Raw genomic sequence first — 17,407 nt, 5'->3', positions numbered from 1 at the left:
CGTTCAACGCGATTGTCACCAAAATAATACAGGGCTAGGGGTCGGGGCCGCGCATTGATGAAGGCAATCGCTTCGTCCAGTGTGCGGTAAGTCAGCACGGGCAGGACAGGCCCGAAAATCTCCTCCTGCATGACGGCCATCTGGGTCGTGACGTTCAGCAGCAGCACGGGGGCTAGAACGTGATCCGTAGCTGAATCACTCCCCAACCGAATAACCTGCACGCCCTGTGCTTCGGCATTGTCGATCAGACCGCTCAGGCGCTCGTAATGATGTTGGTTGAGGATGGCCGTATAATCAGGTGATCCTACATAACCACCCGGATGCAGCTTTTTCACGGCGTCCTGATAGGCTGCGGCAAAAGCGTCCCTGTCGTCTTCATGCACCAGCACATAATCCGGCGCGATGCAGGTCTGCCCGGCATTGGTCAGCTTGCCGAACGCCACGCGCTCCGCCACCTGCTGCATGGAAAAACCGGGCGCGATCACTACGGGAGACTTGCCCCCCAGTTCAAGCGTGACCGGGGTCAGATTGCGCGCCGCCGCTTCAGCGACCTTCTTTCCAACTGCGGTGCTGCCGGTGAACAGAATATGATCAAACGGCAGTGCCGAGAACGCGGCCCCTACATCGCCATTGCCAGTCACGACAGAAATCTGATCCGCCGGAAAAGTGGCCCGAACGATCTCGTCGATCACCGCCGATGTGGCCGGCGTGAATTCAGACGGTTTGAGCATGGCGCGGTTACCAGCCGCAATTGCTGTCGCCAGCGGCACGAGGGCCAGGGAGACCGGATAATTCCACGGCGCGATAATCCCCACGACACCCACCGGCTGCCGAACCACCCAGGCGCGACCGCACTGGAAATAGGCCGATACGTGACGGCGTTCGGGTTTCATCCAGTGTCCCAGATGCGCGATCATGTAATTGATCGACTGCACCAGCGGGATCAGTTCCACGATGGCGCTTTCGCGCTCTGACCGCTGGCCGAAATCCGTTTTCAGGGCGTGCACGATCTCGGTACGCCGCTGCAGGATTTCGGCTTTCAGGCGGCGCAGATCGGTCCGCCGCTGTTTCAGGTCTGGTGGTCCGGCCTGCAGGAACGCGGCACGCTGCCGGTCGAGAATACGGTTCAGGTCAGCGGGCGTAGCATCGGACATCACGTCCTCCATGTTTACAGGAGAAACTTATGCAGGCAGGGTATGGAGCATGACGATCTGGTGTCAATGAAAGTTTCTTGTGTAAACATAGGCCTCACGAATGAGTGAAACCAAGGACCGCCCCTATCATCACGGCGACCTGCGTCGTGCCCTGATCGACACGGCGCTGGACATGCTGGCCACAGACCAGAACTGGACGTTCACCTTGCGGGAAGTGGCGCGGCGCACAGGTGTCAGTCATGCAGCGCCGTATAAGCATTTCCGTGACCGCGAGATGCTGTTACGGGAACTGGCCCGGATCGGCTTCATCAGACTTGGGAAGAGTTTGACTGAAGCAATATCGCCAGACCTGTCGTCCACGCGCGCGCAATTCGTAGCGGCGGCACAGGCCTGTATCAGGTTCGCCTGCCAGAATCCCGGTCTTTATCGCCTGATGTTCAGTTCCGATGCTGACAAGACGATAGACCCACAGCTACATGATGCCGCCATGAGTACCTTCGGGATTCTTCTTGGGCTTCTGGAAAAAGGACAACGCGACGGAAGCTTCCGGCCGGCTGCCGTCAGTGCTTTGGCTGCGGCAAGCTGGGCGCAGGTGCACGGTCTGGCCATGCTGGCGATCAGTAACCAGTTGCTTGAAGAAAAGGTTGGATCAGCACCGGTCCCGGCCGCACTGGACGTGTTGCTGGATGGCATGGGCTGCAGCGATTGATTGGACTGGCATTATTTTGGCAGAATGCGTTTCAGGGTCTGGATTAAAAGGTTTCCATAGTGCGGACATTGCCCGGTCAGTGCAGGATAAGATCAGGAATGGCCTGTCGTATTGCTGGCAGACCGGGCTGTGGAGGTGGGCTGATAACTTTTTTTCCGTCTGACCGCCGTGAGGCGCCGGGCCGGGAGAAAGGCGTAGGCCATCATGGGCATCAGTACGTGTCGGTGCAGGTCAGTCTATGATTGCCTCCCAAAGTGATTGAGGCACAGTTCCTCCTTGAACTGCTGTTGTGCCTGACCGGCACAAAATCGTCGTAACTCCAATTGCCGATGGCATCGCGAATGTGCTGCGTACATTCTGAACGACCTGACAGTTCGAATGAGTCATCCTATGACCATAAGCTTAACGACAATTTGTAAGATTTGGAATTTTATCTAAATTTTTGCTTACGTTTTCTGTGTCGTATCCATCTTGCTGTATCAATGACAAAATGCGGAAGTATGTTCCGTATGAATATTTCTGCTATCTGCGTGGTCGATTGTCTGCTGTTGGATAGATAGATCGTGCTTTGTGCCGTCCTGTCGGATTTTATTTTTGGTGCCGTGTAAAAATATGTAATGAGTGTCCGCCGCAGATGCCCTGCCCGCGCGGCCTGGGGGTGTCCATGCCATGACTCAGGCGACTGGAGCATGAGAACGCTGCGCCCGAACCGGGGAACAATTTTTCTGACAGGCCGGGTTGGGTTTTTCTGCCACAGTTCCAGCAGGCCGCCATATTCCGGTTTCCAGTCATGATTGAGGTAAGTCAGCAAAGCCAGGCGATTTTCCAGACACGTATGGGGGTGATAACGAAAATCGGTATGGACCTGAAAATGTCCCTGCCCCGCGACTTCATGCATGCCGCCCCCATAAAGATAAGGGTCGGGAAGCAGATTCGTGATTCCTGTCAATCTGGTCAGTAGCCGGAGGAACGGTGCACCGTTCACTATATCAAAATACCGTTGTATTGCTGCAGGCATGACGGATTGTGTGCTGGTCGAACGCTTTGACTGAAGCTGGTTCTGGAACACATTTATATTGTTTACGTGATCAAGGTTAAAAGCCTGCAACGCTTCGTTCAGCAGGGAATCACAGAACATTCCGTCCATGACCAGATGTGGAAATGGTCTGGCCGTCCTGAACTCTTGCGCAAGACTGTTCAGCAGGGAAGTGTCGGACCGGTCCATTATTTTTAACAGGGGTACGTACGACATCTTCTATCCTAATAATAGTCTTTCCGGGTGCGGGAGAGTATTTGGGTGTTTTTTTGGAAAATACAATATTCTGCACAGAAAAGGAAAGTTCAGAAGGGGCTTGGATTCTGTATCTGTGACGATTCGACGATGTTTTTGTGATGTAATGTTCCAATATGGCACCATGCCTCGCCATATTCGGCCGGAATGGTGCCCCTGCCGGCCAAGGTATTCAGCATGTTTTCCAGTTCCGGGAGGAGAAGGGCATGATCCTGCAGGGGGGCCATCAATGGCACCTTGTACGGGAGCAGGAAATGGCCCGTCACGGGAACGGGGGGTCTGTCCTGTGTCGGTAATGGATCATTTATGGTGGTGCTGACGGCCTCGGCCAGTTTCAGGAAACTTTGCAGGAAATCACTATTACAGGCAAAATTTCCAGCCCCGCCCTGCGACCGGATTTCTTTTTCGGAAGAAGGCGCATTGATCCACGCGATGTAATGTTTCGCATGTAAGGTATGCAACCCGTCTGCGCTGGCAAATATGTGGTCAATCTCCACACGTTCGTCAGTACCAAATGGCAAGATAATGCCATGCAGTACGGGTAGACCACTTGCCACAAGCATCTGCGTAACGGGATCATCCGCGGCAGGCTGTCCGCATAGTTGCTGCCACAGGGCGGCATCTCCGCCTGCAGGGAAATCTGGATTGCGGTGCGCACGTGTCATGTCCGGTCCTGCAACAGATAAAGCTCCAAATCCGATAAGAAGGCTTTTATTGTAAAGAATTGGTAACCGGGGGGCGTCTCCCCTTCGTCATGCCGCTATTCATATCCGTCTCATGCAGCGTCATGCTGGCTGCCGGGCTGTGAGCACCCGGTATTGGGGCGGGCCTTCAGCCATGCTTCAAGATCCTGCACATCCAGGGGTCTGGAAAAGAAATATCCCTGTATCACGTCGCAGTTGATCTGCCGGAGCAGGTCAAGCTGCGCCTGCGTTTCCACCCCTTCCGCCACCACGGTCATGCCCAGGCTCCGCCCGATACGGATGATGGCCGTGACTACAGAGTGAACCTTGCCCGTCGGTTCAAAGCCATCCATGAAACTCCGATCAATCTTGAGCTCGTTAAGCGGCAGGTTTGCAAGGTTCGACAGGCTGGAAAAACCGGTTCCGAAGTCATCCATGGAAAGCCCGATGCCCATGGCCCGGATCGCCTGCGCGGCAATGAGGGTCTGATCGTAATTCTCTATCATCGCACTTTCCGTAAGTTCGATGGTCAGGCGCTGCGGGGGAATACCGCTTTCGTGCAGGATCTCGCCAATCAGGCCTGGCAGGTCGGGATTTCTGAAATGCAGCGCGGATATGTTGACCGAGACGACCGGAACGTCCACCCCTGCCTGCATCCATAGGGCCATCTGCCGACAGGCCGCCCGCAGTGACCACAGCCCGATTGCCTCGATCTGTCCGGTTTCTTCCGCCAGGGGGATAAAACGGCCCGGTGATATCATGCCCAGGGCAGGATCGGTCCATCGGGCCAGGGCTTCCACCCCTTCCAGCCGGCCGGTCGCGGCATGGACCTGTGGCTGGTATACCAGATAGAGCTGGTCCGTCCTGATCGCCTGCTTCAGCGCGTTGGCCAGCAGGATCTGGTCCGCCGCCTGCCGGTTCATTTCCTCGCTGAAGAAACGGTAGCAGTTACGGTCGGCATTCTTCGCCTGCGACAGGGCCGTTTCCGCCTGCTGCATGAGGATTTCCATCTCCCGCCGGCCACCGTCATTATCCGCAATGCCGATACTGGCCGTAATGGTAACAGGGACCATGTCAATCACGACCGGCTCCGCTACGGTTTTCACGACGGTATCGGCCAGTGCCGTGGCCCGTTCCACCCCACCGGTCGTGATCAGGGTGAATTCGTCTCCTCCGCTGCGGGCCAGCAGGTCATCACTGGAAATGAGACCGGATAGCCGCCTGGCCAGCGCCGCCAGCAGCCTGTCACCCGCCGGGCGCCCCAACCCGTTATTGATGGCCCGGAACTGATCAAGGTTGATGATCAGTGCCAGCAGGTTTTCGCGCCGCGCGCGTGCCGCCCGCTGCCTGATACCGTGCCGCAACCCGGTTCGGTTGGGCAGGCCCGTCAGCGTGTCATACTGCGTAAGCCGCGCGATATCCTCACGCGAACGCTGCTGTTCGATGGCAAGCGCACACAGGTGCAGGCAGGCATCGGCAATCCGCCGGTGCCATCTGCCTGGTGCGCGCTTGGCACGGAAATAGAAAGCCAGACTGCCACCTACCCGGCCGTCATGCAGCAGGATCGGCACCGACCAGCAGGCCATAAGGCCATGCGGGACGACAAACTGCCAGAACCCCTTCCATTTCGGATCGGTTTCAATGTCTGGCGTAACCACTTCCCTGCCGGTGAACAGTGCCGTGCCGCATGACCCGACCTCGGGGCCTATCCGCAGGTCAGTGCAGACTTCGGCAATCTGTGCGGGCAGCCGTGCACGCGCCACGGGGTGCATGCGCTGTTCATCATCCACGACCACAATCTGTGTTACGACATCCGGGGCGATACGTTCAATCTGCCGGCACATCAAGGCGAGGATTTCGTTGAAGGACAGGTTGCTGGTCAGTGCCCCCATCATATCCTTCTGCAGCGCCTTTATCTGCTCGCTGCCCGTAATGTCATTCAGCACCACGATCACTTCGTGCAGTTCCTCATAGGGGCTGCATAAGGGCGTTACGGTTGCCAGAAGCCAGATGTCCTGGCCTGTGTCGGTGCGGGAATGGATTTCCAGTTCAAAGGGCCGACAGCGCTGCAGACGACGGCGAAAAGCCTGTAATGTCGCAAGATCGCCCTGCTGCCCGGACAGAAAGGCCGAGAAATCAGCCCCTTCCATACCCTCGGTACCGATGCCCGAAAACCGGGCTGCCGATGCATTGGCATAGGTAATGCGGCACTGGCTATCCAGTATCAGGATACCACATGCATTGCGTTGCACGACGCTGGCGTACTGCAGATCCTGCTCACGTCGGGACAGATCCCGTGTCACGTCGCGTAGGGAAATGACAAACACCTGCTGTCCCGCCCCCTCGACCCGTGCCACGGACATCTCGGCAGAAAACGTCGTGCCGTCATGCCGCAGCAAGGTCAGATGGTGGTGGTTTTGCGTAGTGGAACGACAGACGTTACCCCCGGATACGCCAGATGGGCACAGTGCGACATTCGTCAGGTTCTCACCAAAGGTACAGGGCAGGATGTCTGTCCCGGTGGGAAAGAGAATATCAAGTTTCCGGCCGATCAGCCCGGGCGTGGGACCACCCCAGATATGGGCCGCGTTATCATTGGCAAAGATGATTGTGTTATCATTGCTGACAAGCAGGATACCCGTATCAATGCTTTCCAGCAGTTTGTCCGGAATGGGATAGGTCTGTCGTTCGCCCATTAGTCTGGTCTGCCTGTCTGTTGTGTTTTGGGAGGTAAATGGATGACGATGCCGTTCTGGGGGGTCTGTGTCCGATAGCGTTTGAGGAAAAGCGGGGGCGTGTCTGTCCCTTCTCCCCCCTGCTGCCAGTTTTCAGGACGGGACAGCCCATAGGGATCCCCATCACAGCGCACGATCGCCCATGCCGCGCAGTCCCGTTCCACCCCGGATCCCGCAAGCAGCCCGACCAGCGTGATGCGGGTATCGGAATCATAGGATGCCGTCAGGGTCTCGTTACCGCGGAATATCAGGCTGAATGGCGCGGCGCGGTCCGGGCTGCCAAATGTAATGTCGATCAGGATAAGGCCGGCTTCGGAATGCTTGGGTCCGAAAATGATTTCTCCACCCGCCGGATCAATAATCAGGTGCAGCCACAGAACCTGAAAGGGGCCAAAGCTGTCGATTTCCAGTGTGCCTCCCTGCAGAACGTATTCCCAACTGCTCCACCGGGCCAGATCGATCAGGTTCGTGCGGACCCAGGCCCGTGTTCCTATGACGAAGCGATAGGAAGACAGATTTGACCTGCGTGAAAGGGGAAGTGATCTGTTTACAACCTCAATCACGTTGGTCCAGTTGAAAAAGCCGTTCCTGACCGAGGTCTCATTCGTACGGACCACAAGAGAGCAGCCATTGTCCGTTGCCATCTTCATATGTATCGCCTGTCTCAAAAATACTCGCACCAGCAAGGAAGTTTCGGGTTTTCTGACCGCTGGCTATTGGGCCAAAATATGAAATATTTGTGGCGTGGCCGTTCTGCTTGATGTGAAACCGCATGATGGTGGAAGTGATGAGGACGTAACGGAATTTATTGTTGCATAAGACCCGTCATTTGAAAACAAAAAAATGCTGGCCATGCGTTCGCGCAATCGTCTATAAAATAAGACTGATGTGCCAATATAAACGAATAATATGATGCTGATCGGGTACGCGCGCGAAAATGCGGAAGAAGCGACGCTTCTCCAACAGGTAGAAGCGCTCCGAAAGGCGGGTTGTAAAAAAATATATGAGGAAAAAGTTCCTACAATGAGCCGGGACTGGCCCATTCTGGGTGATGTCCTGACGGAACTTTCTTCTGACGATACTTTGATTGTCTATTCTCTGGACCGTCTTGCCTGGTCAACGCCCCACCTGCTGGAAGTGGCCGATCGACTTCGTGAAAAAGGAGCGGGCCTGCGTTCCCTTTGTGAACCCTGGGCCGATACCACCGTTCCCTATGGACAGATGATTCTTGGTGTTTTTGCCGGTATTGCTGAATTTGAGCGCGCATTAAGCCGCAATCTTACAGAAACAGGCCGAAAACGGGCCAAGGAACGAGGGGTCCATCTTGGTCGGCCGGCCAAGCTCAACGCAGAGCAGATTGCGACGATCCAGAAGCTTGTCCGGGACGAAAATCTCTCCATTTCAGAAGTTGCAGCCCGTTTTGGCGTGCATAAAGCCACCATCTATCGGGCGGTTACAAATAACAAGTAAGAAATGTTTACCATATGAATTGGACAGAGTGTCTTCATAAAGATTTGCAAGATGGAATGCACGATAAGCCCGCATGGTAATTTCCATGAAGATGCTGTGGCGGAGCGTTTTGTCTGATCGCTCAAGCGCCAGCGCATCTAACGCCGAACCTACAGGGCACATCAGGGAGCCCGGTGAGATGTAAAAAGAACGGGACAAGTCGCCAAAGCCTCTCGAAATACTCACCTGACAGTTCAGGCCGAAGCAGGCACTCGCCGGCTGGGCGCAGACCGGGCATTTTGTCAGTTCGGATTGCCATTTGCATTTCGCCGGACAGCCTGAGGTGGCTGATGAAACTCACGCAGGAAGGCGCGCCGCATCCGCTCGGGATCGTGGAAGCCGGTCATGGCGGCAATGGCCTCGATGGGGAGCGTGGACCGTTCGACCCGTTCCCGTGCGGCTTCCAGACGTAGTTTCTCGACCGCTCTGGCGGGGCTCATCCCCACGGCGGTCCGGAAACTGCGTGAAAAGTTCCGGGGGCTCATGCCGACATGGCTGGCGAGAATGTCCACAGTCAGGCGCTGTTGCAGGTTGGACCGGATCCACCCCAGAAGATCGGCAAAGCGTTCCTGCGTGCTTCCCATCTCAAGAAGCACCGAAAACTGGGACTGCCCTCCAGGGCGGTGATAGAAAACCACCATCTGCTGCGCCGTGCGCCGCCCGATGTCTGTACCGAGGTCTTCGGTCACCAGCGCCAGGGCCATGTCTATTCCTGCACTGATGCCGGCTGACGTCCAGATCGGACCATCATGGATATGAATGGCATCGGCCGAGACCCTGACTTCCGGAAACCGTGCTTTCAGCGCCCTGGCCTGTTGCCAATGCGTCGTTACGCGGCGTCCATCAAGCAGTCTGGCCGCCGCCAGCAGGAAAGCGCCCGTACACACGCTGCATATCCGCCGTGCCGTGCCAGCCTGATGTCGAATGAAGGCCTGCAGTTCCGGACAGGCCATGGCCTGCCTATGCCCTTCGCCCCCGACAACGACAAGCGTGTCAAAGGCCCCGACTGCGGCGAGCGGGACGGTCTCGATCGCCATGCCGGAAGACGACCGGACCAGACCTCCATGCCGGGACAGAGGTGTCGTCTCATACCCGGCGCGTCCAAACGTGCTGGCAATCTCAAAGGCCGCCGTTACTCCAGCGGCGTCGAGTAACTGGAAGTCAGGATAAAGCAGGAGACCGATCCGAATGGGCATGTCCTGAAATGAGGGATCATTGTCCTTTCGTCAAATGCTATTCCGGAAAATACTGACAGACACCGGATCAGCCAGCGATCCGTCCCCGAACCACAGACGGAATTTCCAATGTCCCGCCCCCCCTTTCCTCCCTTTAATGCCGAAACTGCTGTTCAGAAGGTTCGTCTTGCGGAAGATGCCTGGAATGGTCAGGATCCTGAAAAGGTAGCGCAGGCCTACACTCCCGATAGTCAATGGCGCAATCGCTCGGAATTCATCTGCGGTCGAGAAGAAATTGTGACGTTCCTGACGCGGAAATGGGCCCGCGAACAAGAATATCGGCTCATCAAGGAACTCTGGGCTTTTCAGAATAACCGGATCGCAGTCCGCTTCGCTTATGAGTGGCGGAATCAGACCGGGCAATGGTTCAGGTCTCATGGGAACGAGAACTGGGAATTCGATGAAAATGGTCTGATGCGTTACCGCGCAGCATCAATCAACGATCAACCCATTTCAGCCGCCAGCCGCCTGTTCCACTGGCCTGAAAAGCGACGCCCGGACAGTCACCCCGGCCTTTCGGCGCTGGGACTGTGACTGTCCGAGAGCGCTCCCCTATGGCGTTGACTGAAACGCCTTGCGGCCTTCTGAATCCAGTGTCGCGAAGTCCTCATCGGAGAGGCTGATGTCAGCAGCGGCGACATTCTGCTCCAGATGCGCGACCTTCGATGTGCCGGGGATTGGCAGCATCACCGGACTGCGTTTTAGGATCCAGGCCAGTGCGATCTGGCTCGGGTGCGCGCCGTATTTCCCCGCCATGGTGTCCAGAATTGAGCCGGGCTTCGCGAGGTCGCCGGCGGCAAGCGGAAACCAGGGGATGAACCCGATATTCTGGGCGGGCAGTAGTCGAGCACGTCCTCGCTGGTGCGATCGACAAGATTGTAGCGGTTCTGGACGGTTGCTACGTCAAAGAACTTTGAATGGCCCCTAGCACTACTTTGGCAGAAAATTTGGAATAAGAATTCCCAACGGGTGCGATCGGTGATTCATGGAAGACCAGCTGTAGTGGGAGCTGGCGATGAACACCGACTGGCGATCGGATCTGGAAGTATGGCTTGCGCCATTTCTGGCCGCCCTGGGTCACAAAGCGCAGCGGGCGATGTGTCCGGCTTATATTGCAGGCCTGATCGGACCTGGTGACCGCAAGAGCGTGCAGCCTATGGCTGCACGCAATGGCGATATCCCTTATGACCGACTGCATCATTTCGTCAGTACCGGTGTGTGGGACAGTGCGCCACTTGAGGCTGCTCTATGGCGTCATGCTGACCATCTGGTGGGCGGCGAGCGTTCATGGCTGATCATCGATGATACCTCCCTTCCCAAAAAGGGAGAACATTCTGTTGGCGTGGCGCCCCAATATGCTTCGACCCTGGGCAGGAAAGCGAATTGTCAGACACTGGTGTCCGTGACACTGGCTTTGCGTGAAGTGCCACTAATGCTGTCACTCCGTCTGTTCCTGCCCGATATCTGGACAGCAGATCCGGCACGCCTGAAGCGGGCTGGTGTTCCACTGGAACATCAGGGCCCCAGGACCAAACCGGAGATGGCGATCGAAGAGATTGATCGCCTCTGTGCCGCAGGTGTCCGTTTTGGCTGTGTTCTTGCAGATGCCGGTTATGGCCTGTCTGCCCCGTTCCGTCAGGCTCTGAGCGCGCGGGGCCTGCGCTGGGCAGTCGGGATACCACGTCATCAGAAAGTCTATTCCACCGATGTGGAGCTGGTGTTTCCGGCCAGAAAGCGCGGCCCATCCCGGATGCATCCAGTACCGGACCAGCACTCTGTTCCTGCCCATAAGATACTGGAAACTGCAACATGGCGCAGGGTCAGTTGGCGTCGCGGGACCAAAGGTGGCTTGGCGGCACGCTTTGCAGCCATACGGATACGCGTTGCAGATGGTCCAGCCCAGCGTATCGGTGGCCGGACGGCCCAGCATATGCCCGGGGAGGAAGCCTGGCTGATTGGCGAGCACCGTTCCACCGGAGAACGGAAATACTACCTGTCCAACCTGTCTGCCGACACCTCCCTCAGGCTACTGGCCGCCGCGATCAAGGCCCGATGGGTCTGCGAACAGGCGTATCAGCAACTCAAGGAGGAACTGGGCCTCGATCACTTTGAGGGGCGATCATGGACGGGCCTGCACCGACACGCCCTGATGTCCATGATGGCCTACGCCTTTCTCCAGTCCCGGCGCCTTACGGCGGTCGGGCGGAAAAAAAAGAGTCACCGGCCCACCGCCACAGCCCAGTCTGCCAGCAATACGACAGGCCATTCTTGATCGCATGCTGCGACCACCCATCGGGCAATGCTCCCACTGTGGAAACCTTCTACTCCAGACCTCGCAACACATTCTGCCAAAGTAGTGCTAGGGCGTGTCGTCAGTTAATTCCGATGATGGCGGAAACGAGTTGCACTGCTGCGAGGAATGTTGACTTCAGCCTGGCGAAGAAGCGTTCAATGATGTTTCTGTTTTTGTAGAGATGGAAGCTGATTTTCCGTGGATCGCGTCGGTTCTTCCTTGAAGGGATAACCGGTGTGATCTGCTTTTTGATAAGCAGATCAGCATCATAAGCCCTGTCGGCGATAGAGGCTTTGGGATCGACCTCATCCAGCAGGGGCTCTGTTTCCGTGATGTCCGCTCTCTGCCCGGGTGTCAGGGACAGGGCGACCGCCTTTACTGCGGCATCGACAATGGCGTGGATTTTCGAAGTCAGTCCGCCACGGGACCGCCCGATGGCCTGATCCGCGCCCTTTTTTTACGCGCCCCGCACTGTGCTGGTGCGCCCGGACAATCGTGCTGTCGATCATCATGTAGTCGTTGTCACGATCGGCGGCCAGATGCCGGAAAATCCGTTCGATCACGCCGCCTTCGCACCAGCGACGCAGTCGCCGGTGAACGTTCTTCCGGTCTCCGAACCGGGTAGGCAGGTCACGCCACGGAATGCCGGCACGGTAACGATACAGAACCACTTCCACAAACAGACGGTTATCGGCAGCCGTTCCGCCGACATGACCTTCACGACCCGGGAGAAGATCTTTTATCCGTTTCCACTGGCTGTCACTCAGGCCATATCGTCGCATTCATTCTCTCCCTGAAAACAGAGAGAAAACATCACAGATCAAACGGAAGTACAAGCCTCATAGCGCCATATGCTAAATGACGACACGCCCTAATACCACATACGGTTTCCGGTCACGATCATGGTTGCGGCCGGAAACCACAATTCAGGACAAAGCAGTTTCGGGCGAAGCTTTTATTACTTCTGTCCGTTTTTTTACAGATCGGCACTGATCGAGAACTTGAAGGTCTCCGGGTCTCCCATAACCAGGTCACTCTGGTAAACCGATGCCCAGTACCGCTGGTTGCCGATGTTATCGACCTCGAAGCGCGCGGTCAGTGGTTTCTTTGCTGCAAGGAAGGTATAGCGTGCCCCCAGGTCGAAACGTGACCATGCTGGCAGGTGCGTCGTGTTCATGTTATTGAACTGCTGCTTGCCGGTGCTGATGACACGGCCCACCAGCGTCAGTCCCTTCACGAACGGCACGTCGTATTCAAGGTTGCCGTTAATGGTGTAGTTCGGCACGCCAATAACGGTCTTGCCGTTATATTCGCCGCCCGCCGTATTCATCTGCTTTGCATCAATCAACGTCAGGCCACCGTTGAAGCGCAGGCCGCGCAGGATCTCGCCATTGAAGGTCAGTTCCATGCCCCGGTTACGCTGTCGGCCATTCTGTGTGTACAGCATCTGCCCGGTATTACCGTAGGCTTCGGTCATGCCCTGCGGCATGGCAGTCTGGAAAAACGCGACACCTGCGGCAAAGCGGCCCACGTCATATTTCGCGCCAACTTCGTACTGGGTGCTCTGGTACGGGGCAAAGACCTGCCCGGCATTGACGTAGGTTGCGCCCACCGTCTGCCCCGCCGACAGGCCCTGAATACGGTTGAAATACAGGGCGGCATGTTTGACCGGATGGATGACAAGCCCGATGACAGGGGAGAACGCCGCCGCATCGTAATGGGTGCTCAATGTGCCGGTGCCATAGGCAAAGGAATCCGACAGGATGTCCTGGTACCGGAAGCCCCCCGTCAGCGCGATACGGTCGTGCCAGAAGGTCATGGTATCAGACAGGAACAGGCTGTACAGCTTGTTCCACGCCACCCGGCCGGGATTGTTCAGGCTGCCGCCGCTATAGGTTTCCTGCGGGGTGAACTGCGTGGGGTGATAGATGTTGCCCGCCTGTGATGTCAGGCTCATGGAATAGGCGGCGTCTGATTCCTCCCATATCGCCGACCCGCCCGCGTTGATTTCATGTTTGATCGGGCCGGTGGTGACATGCGCATGGATACCGGCCTGCGTCGCCTCGTTCATGACGTTGTACGCATCCGCCATGGCGCCCACGGTGCCCGCCCCGGTGCGGGAATTGGTCAGCGTGGTGGTGGCGTAATTGCCCATTTCATTGCCGCCCTGCGCGCCGAATTTGCCATACGCCGTAATGTGGCTGCCAAAATCATGTTCGATGTTCAGCGTGCCGAACAGGTAGCTCAGGTCGGTATAGGCCCAGCGCTGCCCCCAGTTTTCCGATGGCGCGGTCGCCTTTGGCGCGGGCATGCCATCGGCCAGGCTGGAGACGATGATCGCGCTGCGCCCGCCATAAACCTGCTGTTTCTGGTAATTCATGTTCATGTCGATGCGCGTGTCATCATTGTGCCAGTCAAAGGCCGCGCCAAGGGCCACGTCATCACGCCGTTCGCCCTTGATCGCCGTCTGTCCATCCATGCCGGCGGCGTTGAAGCGGAAGCCGAAGGCATGGTCGCGACCAAAGCGACGGCTGATATCAAATGCGCCACCGCCCTGCCCGCCGCTGGTATAATCGCCGGTGATGCGCGTGATATCCGTCGCCGCCGCGCGCTTGGGGATCAGGTTGACGTTACCCCCAATGGCCGAGCCACCGGGGGCCGCGCCATTAAGGAACGCGCTGGCGCCATTGAGCACCTGCACCGAATCATAAAGCTGGGGCGAGACAAGCTGCCGTGGGGTGACGCCATACAGGCCGTCAATCGCCACGTCATCGCCATACAGCGTGAACCCACGGATCTGGAACAGCTGCGCGTAATTGCCATACCCCATTGTCGTGCGCACGGTGGGATCGTTCAGCAGCACATCGCCCAGTGTCTGTGACTGCTGGTTCAGGATCAGGCTGGAATTGTAGCTGCGGATGTTGAAGGGCACGTCCAGCCCCTTCTTCTTGCCCAGCGCGCCCAGATCCCCACCGCTGCTGACATACATGCGGTTCCTGCGCGCGGCGGTGACGACTATATCCTCATGCCTGTTCGCGTCCGGGCTGCCTTCGTCCTCTGCCTTCGCTTTTTTTTCCGGGGCATGGGCTGAGTGCACACGGGGGGCAAAGGTCGGTTTCACCTTCTGCGGCACGGTAATCTCTCCCCCTGTTGCAGCGTGAGATGCCGCCGGGACATCCACACCTGCCAGCAGAGTGGAGGCGCAGATGGTGCTCAGGCAAAGCGCACGAAGATTCATTATCAAAGCTCACACTGTGATGGTTCCCGGTAGCTTATTTAGCAATTGATAGTGAATTGCAATATCAAACATGTGCCTCACTAGGCTCAGAACCTATTAATTTATTGAACGGAGCGAGACGTTGTGATTCACAGGCTTACCGATGGAGGTGAGGCTGTGAGTGAGGTATTTTTGCTACCTGAGAGCCAGATGGAGCGGATTGAGCCATTTTTCCCTCTGGCACACGGAGATTGCCACGCGTGGATGACCGGCGTGTTCCGAGCGGGATCGTTTATGTGATCCGCAACGGCCTTCAGTGAAAAGACACCCCGAAAGCGTATGCTCCGCGCAAGACTTTGTATGATCGCTTCATCCGGTGGAGACGCCTGGGTGTCTTTGATCGGATCTTCGTCGCCCTGACAGAACAGGCTGGCCATTCGAAGCGCCTGGTGATCGATGCGACACATCTCAAAGCGCACCGGACATCGGCGTCCCTGCTCAAAAAGGGGCTTTTCCCCGCCATATCGGACGGACAGAAGGCGGCCTGAACTCAAAACTCCATGCCGTGTGCGATGGTCTGGACCGGCCTGTCCGCCTTCATCTGACCGCAGATCAGGTCAGTGATTTCAAGGGCGCAGACGTGCTGCTGGCAGATCTCCCCGACGGGACACAAGAAGTCATCGGGGACAGAGGCCATGACAGCAGCCGGATCAGGTTATCGCTTGCAGAACGCAATATCACTGCCTGTATTCCCCCGAAAAAGAACTGGAAATCAAAGCCGCCTTACAACTGGCATCCGTATAAAAAGCGCCATCTGATCGAAAACATGTTCGCAAAGCTGAAAGACTGGCAGCGTATTGCCACCAGATACGACTGCTGCGCTCATACATTCATGTCTGCAATCCACATCGCAGCAAGCTTCATCTTCTATCTTAAAGAATGAGTCCTGAGCTTAGGCTCAGGACCCATTGATATGAGTGGCCGGATGTGATTCAGGCTCCTTGAGGAGACTGAATGAAAGGGGACAGAGGGAATGGAACTGGATGTTGACCGGGATATGACGGGATATCCGGGGACTGCGTGGGACGGGGACGTTAGGAAAACTGCGGATCAAAACGGCGCATGGATGTTATCCACAGCGCCGTTTTGATTTTTCGGAGTGTCTCGGACTGTCAATCAGAACAGAAAGCATGGACATACGGTTTGGACCTGACGGCGGATCGTATATTGCTGCACTCTGAAGGCTCTTATCAGCCCCTTAACCGCCTGCATTGGTTTCGTCACGATCCCTTTTGGGATCATAGGCTATTTCAGGAACCGCGACACGATGTACGCCATGCGCCCGGATTGCTTGCTTCATTTCCGATATCTGGCCCTCTAGAGCCTGCCCATATTGAGAAACCGGCTCTGTACATGAGAGGCGTGCCTGATCCCGTTCTACAGCGCGGATATAAGGGGATTTGGAACGAATGGCCAAGGTATGCCATGCGCAGGCTTCAAATGGGTTTTTTCTGACTGAGCCAGCGCCTCCACGGAGCAGCATATAACCCACGTTTTGCTGGGCTAAATAGTCTCCTGCATAGGCATTTTGGTATTCTTCAACAAATTCAGATTGTTCAAATCTGCAACTTTTAATATCTGAACTGTCTTTCTCACAATCAGTAAGTCGAAACTTGGCTTCCTGAACAGCATCCGAATTTATATATAAGTCATCTGCATATGCAATTCCGCAAGATGATAAAATAAAAAAAGAGAATACTATATTTTTTAAAAACAACTTTTTCACCTTTATTCAGTAAACAAACCGCCACCGCGCCATACTACACGGCCAATAATTCCAATGGGCGATCCACCATCTAGAATCATTTGCCGCGCTTCCTCTGCGTTGATCTCATCAGTCGGATAGCGGGGATTGTCGCTCATGACAGACAGATTGCCGTTCGCACGTAGTGCAAGCCGCTTAACTAGAAGCTGGTCGCCAACTCGCAAAGCATAAACGCCACCTGTAAAGATATCTTTGTCCATCAAGTCAACGACAACATTGTCACCTGAAAATATAACAGGTTCCATGCTATCTCCACGAACGGTAAAACCTACCAGTCTGTGGGCGCGTGTCTTGAGATGTTCCGGCAAAAGTGAACTGCTTATTTGGAAAGATATGCTTTCATCGGCGTAAGACGGAGAAATTCCATGTCCGGCAGACAGTTCAACATCATATCCAGGGATAGCCGTCAGCCCATGGCACGCGCTCGCATGAAGCACGTCGGGCTGCTTGGGCCATGCATTCCGCGCCTGGTCGCTTTCTGTCCGTTCAACGTTTTCTCCGGCTAGCCATTCTAGAGATACGCCACAGACCTTCGCGATCTTGCTGGCAACGCTAATCTTCATCTCACGGCCTGCGAGGTAGCCTGAGAACGTACTAAGAGGAATGTCGGTTCTAGCGGCGACAACCTTCTGTCCTCCGGCAGACCTTACAGCTTCTCGTAATCTCAAAACGGTAATTTCAATTTGTCGGTTTTTTCCCAATTCCGACAAATCGCGCATTTTTCGGCTCATTTCCGATATTCCGCACCGAAAAACA

13 protein-coding genes and 3 pseudogenes are annotated in these 17,407 nt (G+C 56.1%); 5 read left to right on the top strand and 11 right to left on the bottom strand.

Features of this window, described 5'->3' with window-relative positions; translation table 11 throughout:
- Window positions 1-1,154: aldehyde dehydrogenase family protein (locus HNO79_RS14735; protein ID WP_408887045.1), on the bottom strand; the 1,154-nt coding region annotated here is incomplete at its 3' end.
- Window positions 1,155-1,254: 100 nt separating this feature from the next.
- Between HNO79_RS14735 and HNO79_RS14730 the strand changes: the two genes are divergently transcribed.
- Window positions 1,255-1,863 (top strand): TetR/AcrR family transcriptional regulator, encoded by a 609-nt coding sequence (locus tag HNO79_RS14730; protein WP_214165713.1) that lies wholly within the window; start codon window positions 1,255-1,257, stop codon window positions 1,861-1,863.
- Between the two features lie 430 nt (window positions 1,864-2,293).
- Here HNO79_RS14730 and HNO79_RS14725 read toward each other — a convergent pair whose 3' ends face one another.
- From HNO79_RS14725 to HNO79_RS14710, 4 genes are all read right to left on the bottom strand, one after another.
- Window positions 2,294-3,115 carry a 2OG-Fe(II) oxygenase gene (locus HNO79_RS14725; protein WP_082071228.1) on the bottom strand — a complete coding sequence of 274 codons (822 nt, stop codon included), beginning with the start codon at window positions 3,113-3,115 and terminating at the stop codon, window positions 2,294-2,296.
- An 89-nt stretch (window positions 3,116-3,204) separates the two neighbouring features.
- Window positions 3,205-3,819: a hypothetical protein gene (locus tag HNO79_RS14720; RefSeq protein ID WP_214165714.1), complete on the bottom strand. Its 615-nt coding sequence runs from the start codon at window positions 3,817-3,819 to the stop codon at window positions 3,205-3,207.
- Between the two features lie 110 nt (window positions 3,820-3,929).
- Window positions 3,930-6,533 carry an EAL domain-containing protein gene (locus tag HNO79_RS14715; RefSeq protein WP_214165715.1) on the bottom strand — a complete coding sequence of 868 codons (2,604 nt, stop codon included), beginning with the start codon at window positions 6,531-6,533 and terminating at the stop codon, window positions 3,930-3,932.
- Window positions 6,533-7,222, bottom strand: coding sequence for a hypothetical protein (locus HNO79_RS14710; RefSeq protein ID WP_214165716.1), 690 nt, complete (start codon window positions 7,220-7,222; stop codon window positions 6,533-6,535). Before HNO79_RS14710 ends, HNO79_RS14715 begins: the two co-directional genes overlap by 1 nt.
- 259 nt (window positions 7,223-7,481) lie before the next feature.
- Here HNO79_RS14710 and HNO79_RS14705 point away from each other — a divergent pair, with 259 nt between their 5' ends.
- A complete protein-coding gene (locus HNO79_RS14705; protein WP_214165717.1) occupies window positions 7,482-8,042 on the top strand; it encodes a recombinase family protein in 561 nt (186 codons plus the stop codon).
- Between the two features lie 281 nt (window positions 8,043-8,323).
- On the opposite strand, the gene HNO79_RS14700 is transcribed toward HNO79_RS14705, so the two are convergent.
- On the bottom strand, window positions 8,324-9,277 hold the full coding sequence (locus tag HNO79_RS14700) for a GlxA family transcriptional regulator (protein WP_214165718.1): 954 nt from the start codon (window positions 9,275-9,277) through the stop codon (window positions 8,324-8,326).
- Between the two features lie 108 nt (window positions 9,278-9,385).
- Here HNO79_RS14700 and HNO79_RS14695 point away from each other — a divergent pair, with 108 nt between their 5' ends.
- Window positions 9,386-9,850 (top strand): nuclear transport factor 2 family protein, encoded by a 465-nt coding sequence (locus HNO79_RS14695; RefSeq protein WP_082071263.1) that lies wholly within the window; start codon window positions 9,386-9,388, stop codon window positions 9,848-9,850.
- A gap of 18 nt (window positions 9,851-9,868) precedes the next feature.
- Here the strand turns inward: HNO79_RS14695 and HNO79_RS14690 are convergent.
- Window positions 9,869-10,233, bottom strand: a pseudogene (locus HNO79_RS14690) (aldo/keto reductase); the annotation flags it as partial.
- Between the two features lie 98 nt (window positions 10,234-10,331).
- On the opposite strand from HNO79_RS14690, the pseudogene HNO79_RS14685 reads away from it, so the two are divergent.
- Window positions 10,332-11,585, top strand: a pseudogene (locus tag HNO79_RS14685) (IS701 family transposase); the annotation flags it as partial.
- 103 nt (window positions 11,586-11,688) lie between these two features.
- On the opposite strand, the gene HNO79_RS14680 reads toward HNO79_RS14685, so the two are convergent.
- Window positions 11,689-12,391 (bottom strand): IS5 family transposase gene (locus HNO79_RS14680; protein ID WP_214165720.1). Its coding sequence is split into 2 segments (ribosomal slippage): window positions 11,689-12,061 and window positions 12,060-12,391, totalling 705 coding nucleotides; the frame shifts between segments, so codons are not numbered across the junction.
- 194 nt (window positions 12,392-12,585) lie between these two features.
- Window positions 12,586-14,847, bottom strand: coding sequence for a TonB-dependent receptor (locus HNO79_RS14675; protein WP_214165721.1), 2,262 nt, complete (start codon window positions 14,845-14,847; stop codon window positions 12,586-12,588).
- 156 nt (window positions 14,848-15,003) lie between these two features.
- Here HNO79_RS14675 and HNO79_RS14670 point away from each other — a divergent pair.
- A pseudogene (locus HNO79_RS14670) lies at window positions 15,004-15,769 on the top strand (IS5 family transposase).
- A 315-nt stretch (window positions 15,770-16,084) separates the two neighbouring features.
- Here the strand turns inward: HNO79_RS14670 and HNO79_RS14665 are convergent.
- Window positions 16,085-16,612, bottom strand: coding sequence for a hypothetical protein (locus tag HNO79_RS14665; RefSeq protein WP_214165722.1), 528 nt, complete (start codon window positions 16,610-16,612; stop codon window positions 16,085-16,087).
- A gap of 2 nt (window positions 16,613-16,614) precedes the next feature.
- On the bottom strand, window positions 16,615-17,382 hold the full coding sequence (locus HNO79_RS14660; protein WP_214165723.1) for a LexA family transcriptional regulator: 768 nt from the start codon (window positions 17,380-17,382) through the stop codon (window positions 16,615-16,617).
- Window positions 17,383-17,407 lie beyond the last annotated feature (25 nt).

Source organism: Komagataeibacter oboediens (assembly GCF_018491655.1).
Lineage (GTDB): Bacteria > Pseudomonadota > Alphaproteobacteria > Acetobacterales > Acetobacteraceae > Komagataeibacter > Komagataeibacter oboediens.
The sequence above is the reverse complement of the archived record's forward strand: the minus strand, read 5'-3'. Positions and strand labels throughout refer to the sequence as shown.